General features: G+C 71.9%; 23 protein-coding genes. 3 read left to right on the forward strand and 20 right to left on the reverse strand.

The window, feature by feature from the left end:
- The first annotated feature begins 250 nt into the window (after positions 1-250).
- Positions 251-1276, forward strand: a complete 1026-nt coding sequence (locus IH54_RS0119755) for an LLM class flavin-dependent oxidoreductase (protein ID WP_031518440.1) — start codon at positions 251-253, stop codon at positions 1274-1276.
- Positions 1277-1326: 50 nt separating this feature from the next.
- On the opposite strand, the gene IH54_RS0119760 is transcribed toward IH54_RS0119755, so the two are convergent.
- Positions 1327-1719, reverse strand: a complete 393-nt coding sequence (locus tag IH54_RS0119760) for an SCO5389 family protein (protein ID WP_031518443.1) — start codon at positions 1717-1719, stop codon at positions 1327-1329.
- Positions 1720-2038: 319 nt separating this feature from the next.
- On the opposite strand from IH54_RS0119760, the gene nucS reads away from it, so the two are divergent.
- Positions 2039-2701 (forward strand): endonuclease NucS, encoded by a 663-nt coding sequence (nucS, locus tag IH54_RS0119765; protein WP_031518445.1) that lies wholly within the window; start codon positions 2039-2041, stop codon positions 2699-2701.
- A 545-nt stretch (positions 2702-3246) separates the two neighbouring features.
- Here the strand turns inward: nucS and IH54_RS0119770 are convergent.
- From IH54_RS0119770 to IH54_RS0119780, 3 genes are all read right to left on the reverse strand, one after another.
- Positions 3247-5988 (reverse strand): tetratricopeptide repeat protein, encoded by a 2742-nt coding sequence (locus IH54_RS0119770; RefSeq protein WP_052397653.1) that lies wholly within the window; start codon positions 5986-5988, stop codon positions 3247-3249.
- A 185-nt stretch (positions 5989-6173) separates the two neighbouring features.
- On the reverse strand, positions 6174-6494 hold the full coding sequence (locus IH54_RS0119775) for an STAS domain-containing protein (protein WP_031518449.1): 321 nt from the start codon (positions 6492-6494) through the stop codon (positions 6174-6176).
- 154 nt (positions 6495-6648) lie between these two features.
- Positions 6649-7497 (reverse strand): 3-hydroxyacyl-CoA dehydrogenase family protein, encoded by an 849-nt coding sequence (locus IH54_RS0119780; protein ID WP_031518451.1) that lies wholly within the window; start codon positions 7495-7497, stop codon positions 6649-6651.
- Positions 7498-7664: 167 nt separating this feature from the next.
- Between IH54_RS0119780 and IH54_RS0119785 the strand changes: the two genes are divergently transcribed.
- On the forward strand, positions 7665-8237 hold the full coding sequence (locus tag IH54_RS0119785) for a cob(I)yrinic acid a,c-diamide adenosyltransferase (protein WP_031518453.1): 573 nt from the start codon (positions 7665-7667) through the stop codon (positions 8235-8237).
- 21 nt (positions 8238-8258) lie between these two features.
- Here IH54_RS0119785 and IH54_RS0119790 read toward each other — a convergent pair whose 3' ends face one another.
- The 16 genes from IH54_RS0119790 to rpmE all read right to left on the reverse strand — a co-directional run bounded on the left by IH54_RS0119790 (position 8259) and on the right by rpmE (position 22220).
- Positions 8259-8705, reverse strand: a complete 447-nt coding sequence (locus tag IH54_RS0119790; RefSeq protein WP_031518455.1) for a DUF2550 domain-containing protein — start codon at positions 8703-8705, stop codon at positions 8259-8261.
- 190 nt (positions 8706-8895) lie between these two features.
- Positions 8896-9270 (reverse strand): F0F1 ATP synthase subunit epsilon, encoded by a 375-nt coding sequence (locus IH54_RS0119795; RefSeq protein ID WP_031518457.1) that lies wholly within the window; start codon positions 9268-9270, stop codon positions 8896-8898.
- A 106-nt stretch (positions 9271-9376) separates the two neighbouring features.
- Positions 9377-10816, reverse strand: coding sequence for a F0F1 ATP synthase subunit beta (gene atpD, locus IH54_RS0119800; protein WP_031518459.1), 1440 nt, complete (start codon positions 10814-10816; stop codon positions 9377-9379).
- Positions 10817-10820: 4 nt separating this feature from the next.
- Positions 10821-11735, reverse strand: a complete 915-nt coding sequence (locus IH54_RS0119805) for a F0F1 ATP synthase subunit gamma (protein ID WP_031518461.1) — start codon at positions 11733-11735, stop codon at positions 10821-10823.
- Between the two features lie 4 nt (positions 11736-11739).
- Positions 11740-13311 carry a F0F1 ATP synthase subunit alpha gene (gene atpA, locus IH54_RS0119810; RefSeq protein WP_031518463.1) on the reverse strand — a complete coding sequence of 524 codons (1572 nt, stop codon included), beginning with the start codon at positions 13309-13311 and terminating at the stop codon, positions 11740-11742.
- A 110-nt stretch (positions 13312-13421) separates the two neighbouring features.
- The gene (locus IH54_RS0119815) at positions 13422-14240 is read right to left on the reverse strand and encodes a F0F1 ATP synthase subunit delta (RefSeq protein WP_031518465.1); all 819 of its coding nucleotides are present in this window, start codon (positions 14238-14240) and stop codon (positions 13422-13424) included.
- A complete protein-coding gene (locus IH54_RS0119820) occupies positions 14237-14785 on the reverse strand; it encodes a F0F1 ATP synthase subunit B (RefSeq protein WP_420711786.1) in 549 nt (182 codons plus the stop codon). The genes IH54_RS0119815 and IH54_RS0119820 overlap by 4 nt, the downstream gene beginning before the upstream one ends.
- A gap of 41 nt (positions 14786-14826) precedes the next feature.
- Positions 14827-15078, reverse strand: a complete 252-nt coding sequence (atpE, locus tag IH54_RS0119825; RefSeq protein ID WP_031518469.1) for an ATP synthase F0 subunit C — start codon at positions 15076-15078, stop codon at positions 14827-14829.
- Between the two features lie 86 nt (positions 15079-15164).
- Positions 15165-15971, reverse strand: a complete 807-nt coding sequence (atpB, locus tag IH54_RS0119830; RefSeq protein ID WP_031518471.1) for a F0F1 ATP synthase subunit A — start codon at positions 15969-15971, stop codon at positions 15165-15167.
- Positions 15972-16293: 322 nt separating this feature from the next.
- A complete protein-coding gene (locus IH54_RS0119835; protein WP_031518473.1) occupies positions 16294-16719 on the reverse strand; it encodes a hypothetical protein in 426 nt (141 codons plus the stop codon).
- A 271-nt stretch (positions 16720-16990) separates the two neighbouring features.
- Positions 16991-18346 carry an MraY family glycosyltransferase gene (locus IH54_RS0119840; RefSeq protein ID WP_052397654.1) on the reverse strand — a complete coding sequence of 452 codons (1356 nt, stop codon included), beginning with the start codon at positions 18344-18346 and terminating at the stop codon, positions 16991-16993.
- Positions 18347-18542: 196 nt separating this feature from the next.
- A complete protein-coding gene (locus IH54_RS0119845) occupies positions 18543-19229 on the reverse strand; it encodes a protein-tyrosine-phosphatase (protein WP_078862365.1) in 687 nt (228 codons plus the stop codon).
- Complete coding sequence (locus tag IH54_RS0119850; protein ID WP_031518480.1) at positions 19226-19873, reverse strand: L-threonylcarbamoyladenylate synthase; 648 nt, start codon at positions 19871-19873, stop codon at positions 19226-19228. The genes IH54_RS0119845 and IH54_RS0119850 overlap by 4 nt, the downstream gene beginning before the upstream one ends.
- A 67-nt stretch (positions 19874-19940) precedes the next feature.
- Positions 19941-20786 carry a peptide chain release factor N(5)-glutamine methyltransferase gene (prmC, locus tag IH54_RS0119855; RefSeq protein ID WP_031518483.1) on the reverse strand — a complete coding sequence of 282 codons (846 nt, stop codon included), beginning with the start codon at positions 20784-20786 and terminating at the stop codon, positions 19941-19943.
- An 11-nt stretch (positions 20787-20797) separates the two neighbouring features.
- A complete protein-coding gene (gene prfA, locus IH54_RS0119860; RefSeq protein WP_031518485.1) occupies positions 20798-21877 on the reverse strand; it encodes a peptide chain release factor 1 in 1080 nt (359 codons plus the stop codon).
- Positions 21878-21992: 115 nt separating this feature from the next.
- On the reverse strand, positions 21993-22220 hold the full coding sequence (rpmE, locus tag IH54_RS0119865; protein ID WP_031518487.1) for a 50S ribosomal protein L31: 228 nt from the start codon (positions 22218-22220) through the stop codon (positions 21993-21995).
- Positions 22221-22301 lie beyond the last annotated feature (81 nt).

A 22301-nucleotide genomic window follows, 5' to 3' on the forward strand; every position in this document is an offset into this window, starting at 1 on the left:
TCGCGGACGGCATCCAGGGTACGCGCCGGGGGTCCGCAGGCCCGAAACACAGGGGTACGCGGCCACTCCTACGGGTGGATCCGCCGTCCTGCTGCCGAAAATCATGAAATCGCCGCCGAAAGCCGTGCCTTTGGCACGTGCCAGACGTTAGGCAGGGAGTCGGGACAGGACGGTCCCGGCGTCCATCCGGCGGGCCGCGAAGGGCCCCAGCAGGCCCGTGCCGCCGCCGAAGGCGAGGGAGGAGCGGGCGATGCGACTGGGGGCGTTCGTGCTCGCGGCTCAGTTTCCCGGGCAGGGCCAGGCCGAGCCGCTGCACCGGGCGATATCGACGGCCGAGGCCGCCGAGGCGGCGGGGCTCGACGCGGTGTGGCTGGCCGAGCACCACTTCGTGCCGTACGGGGTGTGCCCGTCGGCCGTGACGCTCGCCGCGCTGCTGCTCGGCAGGACGCGGCGGCTTTCCGTCGGCACCGCGGTGAGCGTGCTGCCGACCGCGCACCCGGTGGCGCTCGGCGAGCAGGCCGCGCTGCTGCACCTCGTCTCCGGCGGGCGCTTCACCCTCGGCGTGGGGCGCGGCGGCCCGTGGATCGACCTGGAGGTCTTCGGCGCCGGCCGGGCCGCGTACGAGAGCGGCTTCCCCGAATCCCTCGACCTGCTGCTGCGCTGGCTGCGCGAGCCGGCGGTGGCCGGGGCGGGGCCGCGCTACACCTTCCGCGAGGTGGCCGTGGTGCCGCGGCCGGACGAGCTGGAGGAGCCGCGGGGGCCGGAGGTGGTGGTGGCCTGCACGTCGCCGGGCACGGTACGGCTGGCGGCCGAACGCTGCCTGCCCATGCTGCTGGGCATGCACTGCGGGGACGACGACAAGGCCGCGATGGTCGCCCTGTGGCGGCGCACGGCCCTGGAGGCAGGCCATCCGCCGGACGCCGTCGCGGCCGCGGGGCACGTCTCCGCGGGCGTCGCGCAGATCGCCGACACCCGCGCCGACGCCGCCGAGACGCTGCGCAAGGCCATGCCTGGCTGGCTCCAGCGGGGCCTCGCCGCGCACCGCACCGTCGACGGCGGCCCCCGCACCATGCGCGACCCGCTCGGCTACACCGACCTGCTGTGCGCCCTGCACCCGGTGGGCCCGCCGCGGCTGTGCGCCGACCGGCTCGCGGCAACGGCCGCGCGCACCGGCATCACCCGCTTCGCCCTGCTCGTCGAGGGCTCGGGAGACCTCGACGCCACGCTGCAGAACGTGGCCCGCCTCGGCGCCGACGTCCTCCCGGAACTGGCCTGATCTCACATGCGTTCGGCCCGTTACGGGAGCACGCCGTCGCCGGGTGCGGGTCAGCAGTCGCGCAGTTCCGGGGACTGGTTCAGCACCTGCGAGCGGACCGAGGTGAAGTCGGCGTAACCGGGTCCGTCCCCCGCGTCCGGCGGGAAGACCGCCACCCGGTGGCAGTTCTGGAAGGCCAGGCGCACCCCGAAGTGCCGCTGCAGCGCCCCGCGTATCGCGTCACTGGCCATGGCGCGCAGCAACTGGCCGCGCTCCTTCTCGCTGGACGGCGGCACGAGGTTGTCGGCGAACTCCCCGCCGTCCACCTTGAGCTGTGCCACCAGCGAGCTGACCAGCTCCCACGCGTAGGGAAGGGACGTCCTGACGCAGTCGACGAATTCCTGCTCGTCGACCTCGCCTCGCTCGGCCTGTTCGAGGAGGGCCGGAGAGACGTCGAGCGACATGGGTACTCCTCTCGTGACCCCGTGAACGCACGGGGCCGTACGGACGGGATCCGGAGGTCCGGCGGCGGCATTGCCCCCACCTCGCCTCCGGGGTCCCACCGTAGGGTTCGGCGGCTGCCCGCACCAGGAGGTAGCACCCACAACCGGCCATTTTTCGGCCCCGGCGCGTAGTCGGCCGAACTCGTACGGTGCGGCTCGCCCCTGTCACGTGCCAGACGCCTGCAGCGGGCTCGCGGGGTCCACCGGGGGCGCTGCCGGGGTCCCCCCGGGGGGCTCCCGAATCGCGGACGCGGGGCTGTCTTTAGTAGCGTGGCCCACCATGCGCCTCGTGATCGCCCGCTGCTCCGTCGACTACGCGGGACGGCTCTCCGCCCACCTGCCGTCCGCCACCCGGCTGCTCCTCGTCAAGGCGGACGGCAGCCTGTCCGTGCACGCCGACGACCGGGCCTACAAGCCCCTCAACTGGATGTCCCCGCCCTGCACCCTCAAGGAGGGCGAGGACGGCATCTGGACGGTCGTCAACAAGGCGGGCGAGCAACTGGTCATCACCATAGAAGAGGTGCTGCACGACTCCTCGCACGAGCTCGGCGTCGACCCCGGCCTCATCAAGGACGGCGTCGAGGCGCACCTCCAGGAACTCCTCGCCGACCGCATCGAGATCCTCGGCGAGGGCTACACGCTCATCCGCCGCGAATACCCGACCGCGATCGGCCCGGTCGACATCCTCTGCCGTGACGCCTCCGGCGGGACGGTCGCGGTCGAGCTCAAGCGGCGTGGCGACATCGACGGTGTCGAGCAGCTCACGCGCTACCTGGAGCTGCTGAACAGGGATCCTCACCTTGCGCCGGTGAAGGGCGTGTTCGCGGCGCAGGAGATCAAGCCGCAGGCGCGCGTGCTCGCCACTGACCGTGGGCTGGAGTGTGTCGTGCTCGACTACGACGCGATGCGCGGCATCGAGGACGACAAGCTCCGGCTCTTCTGAGCGATCCCCTGCGGGGGGCGGTGAGCACTCTCCGCCGCCGCGGGGGGCAGGGGCTGCGGCTGCGCCGCGGGGCGCGTTTTCCGCCGCCGCGGGGGGTGGGGGCTGCGGCTGCACCGCGGGGCGCGTTTTCCGCCGCCGCGGAAGGCGAGCGTTTTCCCCTCCGCGGGGCGAGCGATTCCGCTGCCGCGGGGGTGAGGGCTGCGGCTGCACCGCGGGGCGCGTTTTCCGCTGCCGCGGAAGGCGAGCGTTTTCCCCTCCGCGGGGCGAGCGATTCCGCTGCCGCGGGGGTGAGGGCTGCCGCTGCGCCGCGGGGCGCGATTTCCGCTGCCGCGGAGGGCGAGCGTTTTCCCCTCCGCGGGGCGGGCGATTCCGCTGGCGCGGGGGGGTGAGCGTTTTTTGGGGGCGCGGGGAACTGCGCGAGCAACCACCCACCGGCCGGTGGTCCGGTACGAACCGAACTGCCCCTTTGGGCCGGTGACGACCCGCGCCCCGGTGGGGGCTGGCCGCGCAGTTCCCCGCGCCCCTGACGGGGCGCACCCCGCCCGTCAGCCCTCGGCTGACTCCGTGGCCGACTCCGAATCGGAGGCCGTGAGCGACGACGCGCCCGTGGGCGGGGTCGTGGTTGGCGTCGCGGTCGGCGTGCCCGTGTCGCCCCCGGTCGGGGTACCCGTGCCGCCGTCGGAGCCGGTCCCACCGTTGGACCCCGTACCCCCGGTGGTACCAGCGCCTCCGCTGGAAGTCCCGCCACCCGAGGAAGACCCTCCGGAGGAAGAGCTGCCTCCGGCAGACGAACCGCCGGACGAGGACCCACCCGAGGTGGTGTGGTGTGGCGGAGCGGAGGTCGTCGACGGCGGAGCGGAGGTGGAACTGTGCTTCGGCGTTGCAGACGCGCTGGCCGACGTCGACGGGCTCGGGGGCGTCGGAGTCGGGGACGTCGACGGGGTTGCCGGGGAGGTGGACGGGGAAGCCGGCAGGGCCGTGGGTTCGGTGGTTTCCGGGTCGCCGGAGTCCTGGGAGGTTTCCAGGGGCTTGACCTGGGGAGTCTGGTCGGACCCGTCCGTGCCCGATGTCGCGCCCAGCGTGACCACCGTGCCGAGGACCGCCGCGAGGAGGACGCCCGTGCCGGCGGCGACGAGGTTGCGGCGGGTGCCGACGACGGCGAGCCGCTTGGGGCCCGGCGAGGAGGCCGGCTTGATGACGGCCAGCGGCGTGGTCTCCGCCGCGGTGGGCGGCTGGTCCTCGAAGGGGTGGGGGGCGGCGGGGAGTTCGAGGGGCGGCGGGGTGGGCGAGACGTCCTCGACGAGCGCGAGGGTGCGGCGGCCCACGACGGACCCCTGGCGGTCCGCGAGGACACCCCGCATGCCGACCGAGGCCTCCAGCTCGGCCCGGGCGCGGTCGTACTCCCCGTTGCAGAGGGCGAGCACGCCCAGCTCGTGATGGAAGTACGCCTCCTCGGCCAGTTCGCCGGTGAGCCGGGCGGCCTCCTGGCCGAGGCGCAGGGCGCGCTCCCAGGCGCTCCAGTGCAGGGCGGCGGCGAAGGCGGGGGCCACGGTGCGGGCGAGGAGGACGGCGGCGCCGGGGTTGCCGTTGTGGCGGCAGGCGGCCATCGAGGCGAGGATCGCCTCGGCCTCGGCGGCGGCGCTCGCCGGGGTGACGGAGGGGTGGCCGCTCCACCAGGCGTAGTGGAGGGCGGCGGTGTGCGCCTGGATCTCGCTCAGCTCGCCCTCGGCGGTGAAGACGGCGGCGAGCTGGCGGGTGACTCCGGCGGCGAGCCGGTAGTGCGAGGCGACGGGCACGGCGAGCCCGACCGAGGTCATCTCGCCGAGGGCGGCGTCGCCGTGGGTGTCGCCGACGAGCGCGGGCAGGTGCGAGGCGTGCGGTATCTCCCCGTCGAGGGCGACGGCGAAGGCGAGGGCCTCACGGGCGGCTTCGCTGAGCCGGGAGGCGAGCAGGCCGGCGGGCGCGGCGCTCTCGGCGAGGGAGGGCAGCGGCACGTCGGCCGCGGGTATGCGGGCGGGCGGCGTGGCCGGGGGTATGCCCAGGGCTGCGTCGAAGCCGCTGAGGTCGGGCAGGGCGGAACCGGGGGCGGCGGGCGTGCCGTTCTCCCACACGGAGTCGTCCCAGTCCGGCTCGGCGGGGAAGCGCAGCGCGTCGCGCTGCCGCAGCAGGGCGCCGGCCTGGACGAAGCGCAGCGGCAGTCCTTCGGACTCGAACCACAGGTCGGCCGCCCAGGCGGCCTCGTCCTCGTCGAGGGCGCGGCCCGCGGCGAGCGCGAGCAGGTCGACGCACGCCGTACGGGACAGGCCCGCGAGGTAGACCTCCTCGACGCCGGACTCGGCGGCGGGCGCCGGCCCCTCGGGCGACGCGGAGAGCAGGAAGGCGCACTCGGGCGCGGCCGCGAGCAGCTCGGCGAGCGCGGTGCCGCCGAACTCCATGTCGTCCACGACCACGACGGCGCCGAACTCCCGGAGCAGACCGGGCAGTTCGGCGCGGTCGGGGCGGTGGTCGCCGCCGGTGTACACGGTGTCGTACAGGGATTGCAGGACGTCGCCGACGGTGCGGTGGTAGCCGGACAGCCACAGCACGCCCTCGGGCGCGAGGTCGGCGCAGGCCTTGGCGACCGCTTCGAGCAGCGCGGTACGCCCGGCGCCGGAGGGGCCCGTGACGCGGACCGAGCGGCCGCGGGACAGCAGCCGGATGACCCGCTCGCGCTCGTCGTCCCTTTCCAGCAGCGGCAGTTCGGGCGCGGGCGGCCCGGGCGGCGGCGCCGGACGGGCCGCGGTGAGGTGCGCGGCGCGCTCCTCGCGGGTGCGCAGCACGGGGGCGCGGCGCTCGCCGGGCGGGCAGCGTACGACCTCGGTGCCGTCGATCGGGTTGACGGTGAGCAGGTAGTCGGCGGTGGTGACGCGCCGGACGCGGGCGCTGCCGCCGCTGGGGGTCCGGGTGGCGGCCATCAGCTCCAGCGGCTCGCGGGCCGCGCGTACGGCCTTCGGCAGCAGCTCGGTGGGGCCGTCGGCGCCGGCGGGGCCGGGGGCCTCCGGGAAGTCGGGGAAGTCCGCGTACGAGGACTCCGCCGGGCGCAGCCCCTCGTACGCCGTCGGGTCGGCGCCCTCCCCGAAGCCGCCCGTGTCGAAGCGGGTTTCACGGGGCGCGGGGGGCTGCTGCTGGTAGGGCACGAGCGCGCCGCGGTCACCGGCGCCGCCCCTGCCGAGGCCCTTGCGGACCCCGAAGGCGTCGAAGGGCTCGTCCTGCCCCGGGCGGTCGGGCTCGCCGTTGTGCTCGTCCATGTCCTCAGCGGTCCTCAGGGGTCCTTGGCGGGGGCGCGCGGGGCGCGCCGAGCGGGGTCGTCGGACCCAAACTCTAGAGGCAGAAACGGTTTCGCTGAAGCGCAGGGCGGCTACGCCGCCGTTCGAGCGTCCGGGTGCGGCTGCGCCGCGGGCCGACCTCTCACGGGCGCCCCGCGGCGCAGGCCCTAGAACCGCGTGCCCGGCGGCGCGGGCGCGGCCTCGATCGCGAGGATGCGGTGGAGGCGGGTGGCGACCAGCAACCTCTGCATCTGCGGCGGCACATTGCGCAGCACGAGGCGACGGTTGGCCCGGCCGGCCCTGCGGTGGGCGCCCATGATGACGCCGAGCCCGGTCGCGTCCCACGAGTCCAGCTCGGTCAGGTCGAGTACGAGGTCGCCGCGGCCGGAGTCGACCGCGGTGTGCAGGGCCGTACGGGCGTCCGCCGCGCTGCGGACGTCGAGGCGGCCCCCGACGACCAGCTTGGCGTGGTCGCCCCTGATGTGCATGATCACTCTCCCGGGGAGTTCGGCACCGGCAAACGGGCTGGTCCGTATGTCTTCACACAACTGACGGCCCGTCGCAAACAGAAGTTGCCCTCTGTGAGCGAACCGATACCGAATTCACTCCTGCGGGTGATCCGGGCGGGTGCCGTCGGCACGGTCAGTGCGGGTAGAACCCCTGACCGCTCTTGCGGCCCAGATCGCCGGCGTCCACCATGCGCCGCATGATCTCCGGCGGGGCGAACTTCTCGTCCTGCGACTCGGCGTAGATGTTGCCGGTGGCGTGCAGCAGGATGTCCACGCCGGTCAGGTCGGTGGTGGCGAGCGGGCCCATCGCGTGGCCGAAGCCGAGCTTGCAGGCGGTGTCGATGTCCTCGGCGGTCGCGACTCCGGACTCGTAGAGCTTGACGGCCTCGACGACGAGCGCGGAGATGAGGCGGGTGGTGACGAAGCCCGCGACGTCCCGGTTGACGACGATGCAGGTCTTGCCGACGCCCTCGGCGAACTCCCGGGCGCGGGCCAGCGTCTCGTCGCTGGTCTTGTAGCCGCGGACCAGCTCGCACAGCTGCATCATCGGCACGGGCGAGAAGAAGTGCGTGCCGACGACCCGCTCGGGGTGCGCGGTGGCGGCGGCGATCTTGGTGATCGGGATCGCGGAGGTGTTGGAGGCGAGTACGGTGTCCGGACCGGTGATGCGGTCCAGCTCGCGGAAGATCTCCTGCTTGACCTCGATCTTCTCGAAGACCGCCTCCACCACCAGGTCGGCGCCCGCGGCCGCCTCCAGGTCGGTGGTGGTGCTGATCCGCCCGAGCGCCGCCTCGGCGTCGGCCGCGTCCAGCTTGCCCTTGGCGACGAAGCGGTCGAAGGACGCCTTGATGCCGTCCGTACCTCGGGTGAGCGCCTGCTCGGTCAGGTCCCGCAGCGTCACCTCGTAGCCGGCCTGCGCGGCCACCTGCGCGATGCCCGCGCCCATCAGTCCGGCTCCGACGACGGCGACCTTCTTCGCCACAGCACACGCACCTTTCCCTGGGGCCTCCGCTTACTGCGTCGGACCCTAGCGCCGCCCGCGGGCGGCGCGCAGCAGGATGTCGGCCGCGTCACGGTGTGTCCTTGGTCGCACACGCCGTGACCTGCGGCCCCTGCCGGGCCCGGCGCGGCACGCTCTACGCTCGGGTCATGGTCAACCTCACCCGCATCTACACCCGCACCGGCGACGACGGCACGACGGCGCTCGGCGACATGAGCCGCACCGCCAAGACCGACACCCGGATCGCCGCCTACGCCGACACCAACGAGGCGAACGCCGTCATCGGCACCGCGCTGGCCCTCGGCGCCCTCCCGGAGGACGTCGCGGCCGTCCTGGTCCGGGTGCAGAACGACCTGTTCGACGTCGGCGCGGACCTCGCCACACCCATCGTCCCGGACCCGAAGTACCCGCCGCTGCGGGTCGAGCAGGGGTACGTCGACCGGCTGGAGGCCGACTGCGACACCTACCTCGCCGAGCTGGAGAAGCTGCGCAGCTTCATCCTCCCCGGCGGCACCCCGGGCGCGGCCCTGCTGCACCAGGCCTGCACGGTCGTACGCCGTGCGGAGCGCTCGACGTGGGCGGCGCTGGCCGAGCACGGCGACAGCATGAACGCGCTCACCGCGACGTATCTCAACCGGCTCTCGGACCTGCTCTTCATCCTGGCCAGGACGGCGAACAAGGAGCGCGGCGACGTGCTGTGGGTGCCCGGCGAGAACCGCTGACCGCCGCGGGCGGCGGCAGGCTCAGGCGACGTTGACGCGCTGGCCGGGCGGGGCGGCCTCCAGCCAGGCCAGGAAGCCGGTCAGGGCGTCGTCGCTCATCGCCAGCTCCAGCCGGGTGCCCTGGTGCTCGCACGCCAGCACCACGGCGTCCGACAGCAGCGCCAGTTCCTCCGTGCCCTGCGGCTGGCGGCGGCCCTCGACCTCGATCGAGTGCCGCTCCAGCACCTGGCGCGGGCGCGGCGCGTAGGAGAAGACCCGGAACCACTCGACGCGGTCGCCGTTGTAGCGGGCCACCCCGTAGAGCCAGCCCTTCCCGCTGGGCTCGGCGCCCCCCGGGAGGGCGAGCCGCAGGCTGCAGTCGAAGGTGCCCCCGGAGCGCTGGATCAGCCGGCGGCGCAGCCCGAAGACGAAGAGCCCGAGCAGCAGCGCGGCCACGACCGCGCCGATCACCTCCACGGAGAGGATCATGTCACCGGCCTCCTCTCCTGGGTCTGCTGGATACGTCGCCGCCGGCCCCGGTACGGATCCGTGCGGTGCCTGCCCTTGCTGTACGGGGGCCGCGGGCCGCCCCTGAGGGGCGGCCCGCGGCACCGTGGTCCTGCTCGTCCTGCTCCCGCGGCCGCTACCGGCCGGGCCGGCCGCACCGCGGGTTGTTCACCTAGTGTGCGCCCGCCGCGGCGGCGAGCCGCACCTCCGCGCGCCGCTGGGCGGCCGCGTCGGTGTCCGCCTTGGAGCGCTCCAGCGCCCGCTCGGCGCGGGCGACGTCGATCTCCTCGGCCAGCTCGGCGACCTCGGCGAGGACGGAGAGCTTGTTGTCCGCGAAGGAGAGGAAACCGCCGTGCACCGCGGCGACCACGGTGCCACCGTCGGTCGTCCGGATCGTCACGGGACCGGAGTGCAGCACCCCGAGCACCGGCTCGTGCGACGGCATGATGCCGATGTCGCCGGACAGGGTACGGGCGATGACCATGGCGGCCTCGCCGGACCAGATGCTGCGGTCCGCGGCCACCACCTCGACGTGAATTTCGGCCAAGACGGCTCCTCGGGTCGGCACCCACCGGCGGGCGGGGGTGCGTAAGACAAAGAATAAGGGCTGCGCGAGGGGGGCAGAGCAGGTCCGCCCCCCTCACGGCCCCGGATCAGCTGACGCCGAGCTTCTTGGCGTTGGCCTTGAGGTCGTCCAGGCCACCGCACATGAAGAAGGCCTGCTCCGGGAAGTGGTCGTACTCACCGTCGGCGATGGCGTTGAACGCCGACACCGACTCGTCGAGCGACACGTCCGAACCGTCCACGCCGGTGAACTGCTTCGCCGCGTGGGTGTTCTGCGACAGGAAGCGCTCGATGCGGCGGGCACGGGAGACGGTGAGCTTGTCCTCTTCGCCCAGCTCGTCGATACCGAGGATCGAGATGATGTCCTGGAGGTCCTTGTACTTCTGCAGGATGCCCTTGACGCGCATGGCGCAGTCGTAGTGGTCCTGCGCGATGTAGCGCGGGTCCAGGATGCGGGACGTGGAGTCCAGCGGGTCCACCGCGGGGTAGATGCCCTTCTCCGAGATCGGCCGCGAGAGCACGGTCGTCGCGTCGAGGTGGGCGAAGGTGGTGGCCGGCGCCGGGTCGGTCAGGTCGTCCGCGGGGACGTAGATCGCCTGCATCGAGGTGATCGAGTGACCGCGGGTCGAGGTGATCCGCTCCTGCAGCTGGCCCATCTCGTCGGCCAGGTTCGGCTGGTAGCCCACCGCGGACGGCATACGGCCGAGCAGCGTGGACACCTCGGAACCGGCCTGGGTGAACCGGAAGATGTTGTCGATGAAGAACAGCACGTCCTGGTTCTGCACATCGCGGAAGTACTCCGCCATGGTCAGACCGGCCAGCGCGACCCGCAGCCGGGTGCCCGGCGGCTCGTCCATCTGGCCGAAGACCAGCGCGGTCTGCGGGAGAACGCCGGACTCGGCCATCTCCGCGATCAGGTCGTTGCCCTCACGGGTGCGCTCGCCGACGCCCGCGAAGACGGAAACGCCCTCGTGCAGCTTCGCCACACGCATGATCATTTCCTGGATGAGCACGGTCTTGCCGACGCCCGCGCCGCCGAACAGGCCGATCTTGCCGCCCTTGACGTACGGGGTCAGCAGGTCGACGACCTTCAGGCCGGTCTCGAACATCTCGGTCTTGGACTCGAGCTGGTCGAAGGCCGGGGCCTTGCGGTGGATCGGCCAGCGCTCGGTGACCTCGGACTCGGCCTCGGGCTCGTTGAGGATCGCGCCCAGGGTGTTGAACACCCGGCCCTTGGTGACGTCGCCGACCGGCACCGTGATGCCCTCGCCGGTGTTGGTCACCGGGGCCTGGCGGACCAGGCCGTCGGTGGGCTGCATGGAGATGGCGCGGACCAGGCCGTCGCCCAGGTGCTGCGCGACCTCCAGGGTCAGCGTCTTGGTCGCGCCCTCCTGCGTCGGGTCGGCGACGTCGACGTGCAGCGCGTTGTAGATCTCCGGCATGGCGTCGACGGGGAACTCCACGTCGACGACCGGGCCGATGACCCGCGCCACCCGGCCGGTGGCGGTGGTTTCAACAGTCGTGGTCATGTGGTCAGTCACTCCCCGCGTTCGCGTCGGCCAGGGCGCTCGCGCCACCGACGATCTCGCTGATTTCCTGGGTGATGTCGGCCTGTCGGGCCGCGTTCGCAAGCCGCGTGAGCGACTTGATGAGGTCTTCCGCATTGTCGGTCGCCGACTTCATCGCCCGGCGGCGGGCCGCGTGCTCGGAAGCGGCGGCCTGCAGCATGGCGTTGTAGATGCGGCTCTCGACGTACCGCGGCAGCAGCGCGTCCAGCACGCCCTCCGCGGACGGCTCGAACTCGTACTGCGCCCTCGCCTGCGGCTGCTTGTCCGGCTGGTCGGACTCCTCGGAGACCGCCAGCGGCAGCAGCCGCCGGTCGACCGGGGTCTGCGTCATCATCGAGACGAACTCGGTGAAGACGATGTGGATCTCGTCGATCCCGCCCTCGGCCGAGTCCTTGAGCACGGACTCGATCAGCGGCGTCGCCACCGCCTTGGCGTCGGCGTACTGCGGGCTGTCCGAGAACCCGGTCCAGGACTGCGTGACCTTGCGGTCGCGGAAGCTGAAGTACGCCACCGACTTGCGGCCGACCAGGTAGTGGTCGACCTCCTTGCCCTCGGCGCGCAGCCGCTCGGTCAGCCGGTCCGCGGCCTTGATGGCGTTGGACGAGTAGCCGCCGGCCAGGCCGCGGTCGCTCGTGACGAGCAGGACCGCGGCGCGGGTCGCGTTCTCGGGTTCGGTGGTCAGCGGGTGCTTGGTGTTGGAGCCGGTCGCGACGGCCGTCACCGCACGGGTCAGTTCATCGGCGTACGGAGAGGATGCGGCCACCTGGCGCTGCGCCTTGACGATGCGCGAGGCGGCGATCATCTCCATCGCCTTGGTGATCTTCTTCGTGGCGGTGACGGACTTGATCCGGCGCTTGTAGACCCGAATCTGTGCGCCCATGCGATCAGCCCTCGACCAGCAGCGCGCCCGAGGACGTCTCGAACTGCTTCTTGAAGGCGGCGACCGCTTCGGTGAGCGCGTCGATGGTGCCGTCCTCCAGCTTGCCGGTCTCGACGATGCCCGTGAGCAGCGACTTGTGCTCGCGGTGCAGGTAGTCGAGCAGCTCGCGCTCGAAGCGGCGGATGTCCACGACGGGGACGTCGTCCAGCTTGCCGGTGGTGCCGGCCCAGATCGAGACGACCTGGTCCTCGACGGCGTACGGGCTGTACTGGCCCTGCTTGAGCAGCTCGACCATGCGCTGGCCGCGCTCCAGCTGCGCCTTGGAGGCCGCGTCCAGGTCGGAACCGAAGGCCGCGAAGGCCTCCAGCTCACGGAACTGGGCGAGGTCCACGCGGAGCCGGCCGGCGACGCTCTTCATGGCCTTGATCTGCGCGGAGCCACCGACGCGGGAGACCGAGATACCGACGTTCAGCGCGGGCCGCTGGCCGGCGTTGAAGAGGTCGGACTCCAGGAAGCACTGGCCGTCGGTGATGGAGATGACGTTGGTCGGGATGAACGCCGAGACGTCGTTGGCCTTGGTCTCGACGATCGGCAGACCGGTCATCGAGCCGGCGCCCAGGTCGTCGGAGAGCTTCGCGCAGCGCTCCAGCAGGCGCGAGTGCAGGTAGAAGACGTCACCCGGGTAGGCCTCGCGGCCCGGCGGGCGGCGCAGCAGCAGCGACACGGCGCGGTAGGCGTCGGCCTGCTTGCTCAGGTCGTCGAAGACGATGAGGACGTGCTTGCCCTCGTACATCCAGTGCTGGCCGATGGCCGAACCGGTGTACGGCGCCAGGTACTTGAAGCCGGCCGGGTCGGACGCGGGGGCGGCCACGATGGTCGTGTACTCCAGCGCGCCGGCCTCCTCCAGCGAGGCGCGCACGCCCGCGATGGTGGAGCCCTTCTGGCCGATGGCGACGTAGATGCAGCGGACCTGCTTCGTCGGGTCGCCGCTGCGCCAGTTGTCGCGCTGGTTGATGATGGTGTCGATGGCCAGGGCGGACTTGCCGGTCTGGCGGTCGCCGATGATCAGCTGGCGCTGGCCGCGGCCGATCGGCGTCATCGAGTCGACGGCCTTCAGGCCGGTCTGCATCGGCTCGTGCACCGACTTGCGCTGCATGACGGTGGGGGCCTGCAGTTCGAGCGCGCGGCGGCCGTCGGTGGCGATCTCGCCGAGACCGTCGACCGGGTTGCCGAGCGGGTCGACGACGCGGCCCAGGTAGCCCTCGCCGACAGCGACGGAGAGCACCTCGCCGGTGCGGTGCACCGACTGGCCCTCCTCGATGCCGTTGAACTCGCCGAGGACGATCGCGCCGATCTCGCGCTCTTCCAGGTTCAGCGCGAGGCCGAGCGTGCCGTCCTCGAACCGCAGCAGTTCGTTCGCCATCGCCGAGGGCAGGCCCTCGACCTTCGCGATGCCGTCTCCGGCAACGCTGACCGTACCGACCTCCTCGCGCGAGGCCGCGTCCGGCTGGTACGACTGGACAAAGGTCTCCAGCGCGTCCCGGATCTCCTCCGGCCGGATCGTGAGCTCCGCCATCTGGGTTCCCTGCTCTCCTTGTTGGGCCCGAAGTCTTCTTGGGGGCGTCGGCCCAACGCGGGCCGTCAGTGCTTGTCTGTGGTGCTTGTCTGCGCTTGCGCGGGCGGTGGTCAGCCTGCGGCCATCCTGCGGGACGCCTCGTCCAGGCGGTCCGCGATCGAGCCGTTGATGACATCGTCGCCGACCCGTACCCGCACCCCGCCGAGGACCGCGGGGTCCACGTCCAGGTTCAGGTGCACCGGGCGGCCGTAGATCCTGGCCAGGGCGTCCCCGAGGCGGCGCTTCTGCACCTCGCTCAGCGGGACCGCCGAGACCACCTCGGCGACCGTCCGGCCGCGGCGGGCCGCGGCCAGCTTGGACAGGGATTCGATCCCGCCCTCCAGGCTACGTCCTCGCGGCGCGGTGACCAGCCTGGTGACCAGCCGTTCCGTGACCGGCTTCGCGCGCCCGCCGAGCAGCCGGTGCAGCAGCTCGCTCTTGGCGGCGTCCGTACCGGCCCGTCCGCCGAGGGCGGCCCGCAGCTCGGTGCTGCCGGCGGCGATCCGGCCGAAGCGGAACAGCTCGTCCTCGACGTCGTCGAGGGTGCCGTCCTTCTCCGCCGCCGTGAGGTCGGCGGTGTCGGCCAGCTCCTCCAGCGCGTCCACCAGGTCGCGGGACTGCGACCAGCGGGACCGCACCAGGCCGGCGACCAGGTCGGTGCTGTCGGCGCCGAGCTTGCTGCCGAGCAGCCGCGTCGCCAGCTGGGCCTTGGCCTCGCCGGACTGCGCCGGGTCGGTCAGGGCACGGCGCAGCGTCGACTCGCGGTGCAGCAGCGCGGTCACGGCCGCCAGCTCGTCGGCCAGCCGGGTCGCGTCGACCGACGCGCTGTCGGTCAGCGCGTCCAGCCGCTCCCGTGCCGCGGCCAGCGCTTCGCGGCTCGCGCCGTTCATCGGGCCGCCTCAGCCTCTGCGGCGGAGCCGTCGAGGCTGTCGAGGAAGCGGTCGATCGTGCGGCTCTGCCGGGCGGAGTCCTCCAGGGACTCGCCGACCAGCTTGCCGGCCAGGTCGGTCGCGATCCGGCCGACCTCCTGGCGGAGGGTCACCGTGACCTGGCGGCGGTCCGCCTCGATCTGGGCGTGGCCCGCGGCGACGATGGCGTCCCGCTGGCGCTGGCCCTCCTCGCGCATCTCGGTGATGATCTGCGCGCCCTGCTCCCTGGCCTGCTCGGTGATCCGGGCCGCCTCGTGGCGGGCCTCGGCGAGCTGGGCCTTGTACTCCTCCAGCGTGCGGTTTGCCTCGGCCTGAGCCTTCTCCGCCCGCTCCAGGCCACCCTCGATCGCGTCATGCCGCTCTGCAAGGGTCTTCTGGATGTTCGGCAGCAGCTTCTTGCCCAGGATGCCGAAGACGATGAAGAAGCAGAGCAGACCGACAATCAGTTCCGCGCTGTCGGGGATGAGCGGGTTCTGCGCACCCTCCTCCGCAAGGAAGGTCATCATGTCTGAACCTTTCGTCGAGTGTGGCTACTGGCCAAGCCTGGTCAGGCCGAGAAGATGAACGGCACGACGAGGCCGAGGAGCGCGAGCACCTCACACAGCGCGAAACCGAGGAACATGTTGGTGCGGATGATCGGCATGGCCTCGGGCTGACGGGCCATGGCCTCGATGGAGTGGCCGAAGACCAGACCGATACCGACGCCCGGGCCGATGGCGGCGAGGCCGTAGGCCACGGCGCCCAGGTTGCCCTTGATCGAGATGGAGTTGGCAGCGAGGTTGACGAGCTCGGCAGACATCTTCCTGTCTTCCTTTGTGAATGCGGTCCGCTGGGGGGCTTCCCAGAGGGGGTCTGATGGGGAGGAGCGAGGGGCCGGAGGGGGTCTCAGTGACCCTCTTCGAGCGCTCCGCTGATGTAGATCGAGGCGAGCAGGGTGAAGATGTACGCCTGCAGGAACTGGATCAGCACCTCGAAGGCGGTCATACCAGCTGCAAGCGCGAACGATCCACCGGCGATGGCCGTCAGGAACGTGGGGGTCAGCAGGTACCAGCTCGCGACGCTGAACATGACGATCAGCATGTGGCCGGCGAACATGTTCGCCCACAGCCGGACCGCGAGGGTGAACGGGCGGGTGATGACGTTCTGGATGAACTCCAGCAGCACGATCAGCGGCACCAGCGGCTTGGGCAGGCCCGAGATCCACACCAGGTTCTTGACGCCGCCCCGGAAGCCGTGCGTCTTGAACGTCAGGTACATGTACGTGATGAACACCAGCGCCGCGAGAGCCACCGGGAACGCGAACCGCGAAGTCGCCGGGAACTGCGCGAGCGGGATGATCGACATGATGTTCATGAACCACACGAAGAAGAAGATCGACGTGAGGAAGGGGACGTACTTGTCGCCCTTCTTGCCGATCACCTCGCGGGCGATGCTGCGTGCCACGAACGTGTAGCCGATCTCCCCCACCAGCTGGAGCTTGCCGGGGACCAGCTTGGGCTTGTTGAACGCGGCCCAGAAGAAGCCCACCACCAGCAGCATGCAGAGGATCGCGAGCAGCATGGGCTTCGTGAAGTCGAAGCTGCCGATGCTGAAGATCGGCTTGAAGTCGAACGAGTGGAGGCCCGGAGCAGGGAACGCACAGTCCTGCTTGATGTGACAGCCTGCCTCAGCGAGCAGCGTGTGGGCACTCACCCGTGACTCCTTCGTCGTGACGCATAAGTAACGGCAACCTTGTGTGTCAGCGCGGCTGGTGAGGCCGCTGGTCGGCACTGCGGACAAGGCGTGGCGAAGTCACCACTGTCCGCTGGGAGCCCGCATCGAAGACCGGGTACCCGTGTTCCGCACCGCGTCCGCGGCACCGGATCCGAGTACACCGATGGGCGTGGGGGCAGCGCCCTCCACGAGTGTGAGGGGCCTCCACGTCCAGATGCGTTTCCGGACGATAGCAGATGGAATTGCAGCCTCTTTACCCGGCCCTTGGCCACGCCCATGACAGCGCTCCCGGCCAGCCGCGTCATTCGGCCGGCGGAGCGGACGTGACGGACGGGACGGGATCGACGTACAGCATCCGCGAGGTGAGGCTCTGCTTGACCTGACCGCCGACCCACGACAGCGCGGTTGCCAGCAGACTCAGGCCGAAGGCCTTGCCGTTGAAGAGCGAGGTGTCCTTGAAGGCCACGACGAAGATCCCGATCATCAGGATCTGCACGGCGTAGACCAGCATGCCCGCGGTCATCGCGACCTGCGGGCGCTCCGCGGTCATGGCCATCAGGGCCCACGAGCCGACGGCGAAGAAGACCGCCACCACCGCGACGGCGACCAGGCCGCCCACCAGGCCCTTTTCGCCGGCGAACACGGCGCTCAGGATGGTGGCGGCAGCTCCGACGGGGGCGGCGACCAGCGCGGCTCCCCTGAGGACTCGGGCGTCGTTCTGCAGCATGGTGACGGCTCCTCCGGCGGGAGTTGGGGCAAGCGGATGTCGTCGGAGACGAGCGTAGTCAGGGACTGAGGGGGCGCCTCACGCCGGTTGACCGCGCATGCGGTCCAACGACGCCTTCCCTGCTTTCGTGAACGCTATCACAAAGTATTTGATGCGGTCTTTACCATGGACGTGTGCTACCTGTCACAAGAGTGTGGTGGCGACACGCCGCCCGATTTGGGTGAGTTACGTCTCAGCGCGGGGTCCTGGCGCGAGGCCCCGGCAACGGGACTCAGCGCCGGGTCTCCGCGACCGGGTGCCGGTCGGAGCCACCGCCGGAGCGCCGGTCGGAACCGCGGCCCGCGCGCCGGTCGGAGAGCCGGTCGCGGGCGCCGATCGCCGTCGAGCCGTGCAGCGCCGGGCGCTCCGGCGAGCGCATCTCGCGCTCCGCGGCGGCCGCGCCCGCGGCGAGCCGGCGCCGGCGGCGCCGGTAGCGCGGCGGCACGACGCTCTCCGCCCAGTCCGGGGCGGCGGGCTTGAAGCGCGGCAGCAGCAGCACGACCAGGCCGACCGCGCTGAGCGCGACGATCGCCAGCACGATGCCCAGGCTGGAGTCGTTGACGGAGAAGGCGACCGCGCCGAAGGCGAACAGCGCGGACCAGAAGTACATGATGAGCACGGCCCGGCTGTGCGAGTGGCCGATCTCCAGCAGCCGGTGGTGCAGGTGGCCGCGGTCGGCGGCGAAGGGCGACTGGCCGCGCCAGGTGCGCCGCACGACGGCGAGCACCAGGTCGGCGGCGGGGACCGCGATCATCGTCAGCGGCAGCAGCAGCGGCATGTAGACCGGCACCATGAAGTGCACGGCCTCCCGGGTCGACCCCGCGGAGGACTTCAGCGCGTCGGGATCGACCTGGCCGGTGATGGAGATGGCGGCGGACGCGAAGACCAGGCCGATGAGCATCGAGCCGGAGTCGCCCATGAAGATCCGCGCCGGGTGGATGTTGTGCGGCAGGAAGCCCAGGCACATCCCGATGAGCACCGCGCTGAAGAGCGTCGCGGGGGCGGCGGCCTCGATGCCGTAGCCGTACCAGAGGCGGTAGGCGTACATGAAGAACGCGACGGAGGCGATGCACACCATGCCCGCCGCGAGGCCGTCGAGGCCGTCGACGAAGTTGACCGCGTTGATGGTGATGACGACCAGCGCGACGGTGAGCAGCGTGGACTGCACGGGAGTCAGCGCGACCGCGCCGAAGCCGGGCACCGGCAGCCACAGGATGGTCAGGCCCTGGAGCACCATGACGCCGGCGGCGATCATCTGCACGCCGAGCTTGATGAGCGCGTCCACGCCCCACTTGTCGTCGAGCACGCCGAGCAGCCAGATCAGCCCGGCCCCGGACAGCAGCGCGCGCGGCTCGTTGGACTGCGAGAAGACGTCGCCGATGTTGGTGAGGTGGGCGGCCATGAGCAGGCCCGCGCACAGGCCGCCGAACATCGCGATGCCGCCGAGCCGCGGGGTGGGCTCGCGGTGCACGTCGCGGTCGCGGATGGGCGGCATCGCACCGGCCGCGATGGCGAACTTCCGTACCGGGCCGGTCAGCAGATACGTGACGGCGGCGGCCGTGAAGAGGGTCAGCAGATACTCGCGCACGAGCCGCCTCCGACGGTTTCGGGGGCGTAGCGGTGCTGCGCACACGTCCGGGGGTGGTACCTCACAGCGTCACACCCTAGTGGTGGCAGGGCCGGGTCGGCGAACACCTGCTGAGACTCACAGGCTGTGCGCGCGGTTGCGGCCGCTCCGGGCTGTGACCGTACGGTCGCATTCACCTGCCGTGCACCCGCCCGCGTCACGTCTGCACGGTCGCGGCGACGCCGGTCAGCGCGGTCACGGTCGGCTCCAGGGCGTCGTGGATCTCCGCGCCGATGCTGCGGAAGTACGAGATGGGGGCGCCGTACGGGTCGCTGACCTCGTCGGCGTCCGGGCTCGGGGCGAGCAGCCAGCCGCGCAGCGCGGCGGCGGCCCGCACCAGCGCCCTGGCCCGTTCGGTGACGCTGCCCTCGGGGAGCGTGGCGGTGTCTATGGCCCGCACCAGGCGGGTGAACTCCTTGAGCGTGAAGGTGCGCAGGCCCGCCGCGTGGCCCATGGAGATCACCTGGGAGCGGTGGTCGAGGGTCGCGGTGAGCACCAGGTCGGCGTCGATGACGTGGTCGTCGAGCAGCTCCCTGCCGGTGAAACCGGACGGGTCGGCGCCGTACTCGGCGAGCACGGCGGCGGCGTGCGCCTCCATGGGGGCGCCTTCGTGGCCCCAGGTGCCCGCGGACTCCACGAGCATCCCGGCGGCGCCGTCACCGAGACGGCGGACCAGGCCGAGCCGGGTCAGCCGCTCGGCCATGGGCGAGCGGCACACGTTGCCGGTGCAGACGTGCAGGATGCGGAAGACGTCCCCTCCGGCGCCCGGCGCGTACCCCGCCCCGGCGCCCGGCGCGTACCCCGGGTGCCCGCGTATGCCGCGGGCGTCGGGCGGCGTGGTCAACGGCGCTCCTCCAGGTCGGGTACGACCTTGCGCAGCTCCTCCGCGCTGATCGCCCCGGCCCGCAGCAGCACCGGCACCCGGCCGGTGACGTCCACGATCGACGACGGGACGGCGGCCGGGGTGGGCCCGGCGTCGAGGTAGACGGCGACGGAGTCGCCGAGCATGCCCTGGGCGGCGTCGCAGTCCTGCGGCGAGGGCATACCGGTGAGGTTGGCGCTGGAGACGGCCATGGGGCCGGTGGCGGTGAGCAGTTCGATCGCGACCGGGTGCAGCGGCATGCGCACCCCGACGGTGCCGCGGGTGTCGCCGAGGTCCCAGCTGAGCGACGGCTGGTGCTTGGTGACGATGGTCAGCGCGCCGGGCCAGAAGGCGTCGACGAGTTCCCAGGCCTGCTCGGAGAAGTCGGTGACGATGCCGTGCAGCGTGTTGGGCGAGCCGACGAGCACCGGCGAGGGCATGTTGCGGCCGCGGCCCTTGGCCTCCAGCAGGTCGCCGACCGCCTCGGCGTCGAAGGCGTCGGCGCCGATGCCGTAGACGGTGTCGGTCGGCAGCACGACGAGCTCGCCGCGCTTGACCGCCGAGATGGCTTCGCGCATGCCGGTCGCCCGGTCGGTTGCGTCCGCGCAGTCGTATCGCCGTGCCATGGGATGACCTCCGAAGATTGCTGTGCTGCCGTACGGGCCCGCGGTACCCGCGCGGCGGGGCGGCCGGTCACGGCCGCGCCTTGCGGGCAGAGGTGAAGCGCGGGCGGTTGTTGAGATCGGGGTGGTCGGCCGCGTCCGCCCAGCCCGCGTCCTCCTTGAAGATCCACGGCACCTGGCCGCCCTGGGAGTCGGCGTGCTCGATCACGACGACCCCGCCGGGGCGCAGCAGCCGGTGCGCGGTGCGCTCGATGCCGCGGATGGTGTCGAGGCCGTCCTCACCGGAGAAGAGCGCCAGCTCCGGGTCGTGGTCACGGGCCTCGGGCGCGACGTGCTCCCATTCGGTGAGCGGGATGTAGGGGGGGTTGGAGATGACCAGGTCGACCTGGCCGTTGAGGTCGGGGAAGGCGCTCAGCGCGTCCCCGTGCCGCAGGTCGACCTTGGTGCCCGCGGTGTTCCTGCGGGCGTAGTCCAGGGCCTGCTCGGACAGCTCCACGGCGTGCACGCGGGAGCGCGGCACCTCCTGGGCGAGGGCGAGCGCGATGGCGCCGGAGCCGGTGCACAGGTCGACGATGAGGGGTTCGGCCACGTCCATGGCGCGTACCGCGTCTATCGCCCAGCCGACGACCGACTCGGTCTCCGGGCGCGGCACGAACACCCCCGGGCCGACCTGGAGTTCCAGGTAGCGGAAGAAGGCGCGGCCGGTGATGTGCTGGAGCGGTTCGCGGGCCTCGCGGCGGGCGACGGCCTCCCAGTAGCGCGCGTCGAACTCGCTGTCGGCGACGCGGTGCAGCTCGCCGCGCTTGACGCCGTGGATGTACGCGGCCAGCTCCTCGGCGTCGAAGCGCGGCGAGGGCACTCCGGCGTCGGCGAGCCGCTGGGCCGCCTGTGCGACCTCGGCGAGCAGCAGGTTCACCGTGCCCGCCCTCAGTTCGTGTCGCCGGCCGCGGCCAGCTTCGCGGCGGAGTCGGCGTCGACGCAGGCCTGCAGGATCGCGTCGAGGTCGCCGTCGAGGACCTGGTCGAGGTTGTAGGCCTTGAAGCCGACGCGGTGGTCGGAGATGCGGTTCTCCGGGAAGTTGTACGTGCGGATGCGCTCGGAGCGGTCGACGGTGCGCACCTGGCTGCGGCGGGCGTCGGACGCCTCGCGCTCGGCCTCCTCCTGCGCGGCGGCCAGCAGCCGGGAGCGCAGGATGCGCATCGCCGACTCCTTGTTCTGCAGCTGGCTCTTCTCGTTCTGGCAGGAGACGACCAGGCCCGACGGCAGGTGGGTGATGCGCACCGCCGAGTCGGTGGTGTTGACCGACTGCCCGCCGGGGCCGGAGGAGCGGTAGACGTCGATCCGCAGGTCGTTGGGGCCGATCTCGACCTCGACGTCCTCGGCCTCCGGGGTGACCAGCACGCCCGCCGCCGAGGTGTGGATACGGCCCTGCGACTCGGTGGCCGGCACCCGCTGGACGCGGTGCACGCCGCCCTCGTACTTCAGCCGGGCCCAGACGCCCTGGCCGGGCTCGTGGGACGCCTTGGCCTTGACGGCGACCTGGACGTCCTTGTAGCCGCCGAGGTCGGAGGGGTTGGAGTCGAGGATCTCGGTCTTCCAGCCGACGCGCTCGGCGTAGCGCAGGTACATCCGCAGCAGGTCGCCGGCGAACAGCGCGGACTCCTCGCCGCCCTCCCCCGCCTTGACCTCCAGGATGACGTCCTTGTCGTCGCTCGGGTCGCGCGGCACCAGCAGCAGCCGCAGCCGCTCGGTGAGCTCGTCGCGCTCCTTGTCGAGCTCCTTGACCTCGGCGGCGAACTCCGGGTCGTCGGCGCCCAGCTCCCGCGCGGTCTCGATGTCCTCGCCGGTCCGCCGCCACGCGCGGTAGGTGCTGACGATGGGCGTCAGCTCCGCGTAGCGCTTGGTGAGCTTGCGGGCGTTCGCCTGGTCGGCGTGCACCGCGGGGTCGGCAAGCTGCCTTTCGAGGTCGGCGTGCTCGCCGATCAGATCCTCGACCGCCTCGAACATCATCAATCCCTGCGTGGAAGAAGTCCGGAAAAGAGCCGGAAAGAGTCAGTGGGACGACAAAGCGCCGGTCCGGTCGCCCTGGCTCGGGCGACCGGAATCCGGCGCTTGCGGGTCGCTACTTCTTCTTGCCGGCCGCGGCGGCCTTGCCGAAGCGGGCCTCGAAGCGGGCCACCCGGCCACCGGTGTCGAGGATCTTCTGCTTGCCCGTGTAGAACGGGTGGCACTCGGAGCAGACCTCGGCGCGGATCTGGCCGCTCGTCTCGGTGCTCCGGGTGGTGAACGAGGCGCCGCAGGTGCAGGTCACCTGGGTCTCGACATACTCGGGGTGGATGTCGCGCTTCACTGGGTTGCTCCTTGGTCTCGGGAGGGCACCGGGTCGCTTGGCGGGTTTGCGTCAGCGTGAACCGGGGCCAGCGGACCAGTC

The sequence above is a fragment of the Streptomyces sp. NRRL F-5123 genome (assembly GCF_000721495.1).
Taxonomy (GTDB): domain Bacteria; phylum Actinomycetota; class Actinomycetes; order Streptomycetales; family Streptomycetaceae; genus Actinacidiphila.

Excerpts from the sequence above, each read along its gene's own strand:
- IH54_RS0119755 (WP_031518440.1), top strand. The coding sequence starts at position 251 with ATGCGACTGGGGGCGTTCGTGCTCGCGGCTCAGTTTCCCGGGCAGGGC.
- IH54_RS0119760 (WP_031518443.1), bottom strand. The coding sequence starts at position 1,719 with ATGTCGCTCGACGTCTCTCCGGCCCTCCTCGAACAGGCCGAGCGAGGC.
- nucS (WP_031518445.1), top strand. The coding sequence starts at position 2,039 with ATGCGCCTCGTGATCGCCCGCTGCTCCGTCGACTACGCGGGACGGCTC.
- IH54_RS0119770 (WP_052397653.1), bottom strand. The coding sequence starts at position 5,988 with ATGGACGAGCACAACGGCGAGCCCGACCGCCCGGGGCAGGACGAGCCC.
- IH54_RS0119775 (WP_031518449.1), bottom strand. The coding sequence starts at position 6,494 with ATGCACATCAGGGGCGACCACGCCAAGCTGGTCGTCGGGGGCCGCCTC.
- IH54_RS0119785 (WP_031518453.1), top strand. The coding sequence starts at position 7,665 with ATGGTCAACCTCACCCGCATCTACACCCGCACCGGCGACGACGGCACG.
- IH54_RS0119790 (WP_031518455.1), bottom strand. The coding sequence starts at position 8,705 with ATGATCCTCTCCGTGGAGGTGATCGGCGCGGTCGTGGCCGCGCTGCTG.
- atpD (WP_031518459.1), bottom strand. The coding sequence starts at position 10,816 with ATGACCACGACTGTTGAAACCACCGCCACCGGCCGGGTGGCGCGGGTC.
- IH54_RS0119805 (WP_031518461.1), bottom strand. The coding sequence starts at position 11,735 with ATGGGCGCACAGATTCGGGTCTACAAGCGCCGGATCAAGTCCGTCACC.
- atpA (WP_031518463.1), bottom strand. The coding sequence starts at position 13,311 with ATGGCGGAGCTCACGATCCGGCCGGAGGAGATCCGGGACGCGCTGGAG.
- IH54_RS0119815 (WP_031518465.1), bottom strand. The coding sequence starts at position 14,240 with ATGAACGGCGCGAGCCGCGAAGCGCTGGCCGCGGCACGGGAGCGGCTG.
- IH54_RS0119820 (WP_420711786.1), bottom strand. The coding sequence starts at position 14,785 with ATGATGACCTTCCTTGCGGAGGAGGGTGCGCAGAACCCGCTCATCCCC.
- atpE (WP_031518469.1), bottom strand. The coding sequence starts at position 15,078 with ATGTCTGCCGAGCTCGTCAACCTCGCTGCCAACTCCATCTCGATCAAG.
- IH54_RS0119835 (WP_031518473.1), bottom strand. The coding sequence starts at position 16,719 with ATGCTGCAGAACGACGCCCGAGTCCTCAGGGGAGCCGCGCTGGTCGCC.
- IH54_RS0119850 (WP_031518480.1), bottom strand. The coding sequence starts at position 19,873 with ATGGCACGGCGATACGACTGCGCGGACGCAACCGACCGGGCGACCGGC.
- prfA (WP_031518485.1), bottom strand. The coding sequence starts at position 21,877 with ATGTTCGAGGCGGTCGAGGATCTGATCGGCGAGCACGCCGACCTCGAA.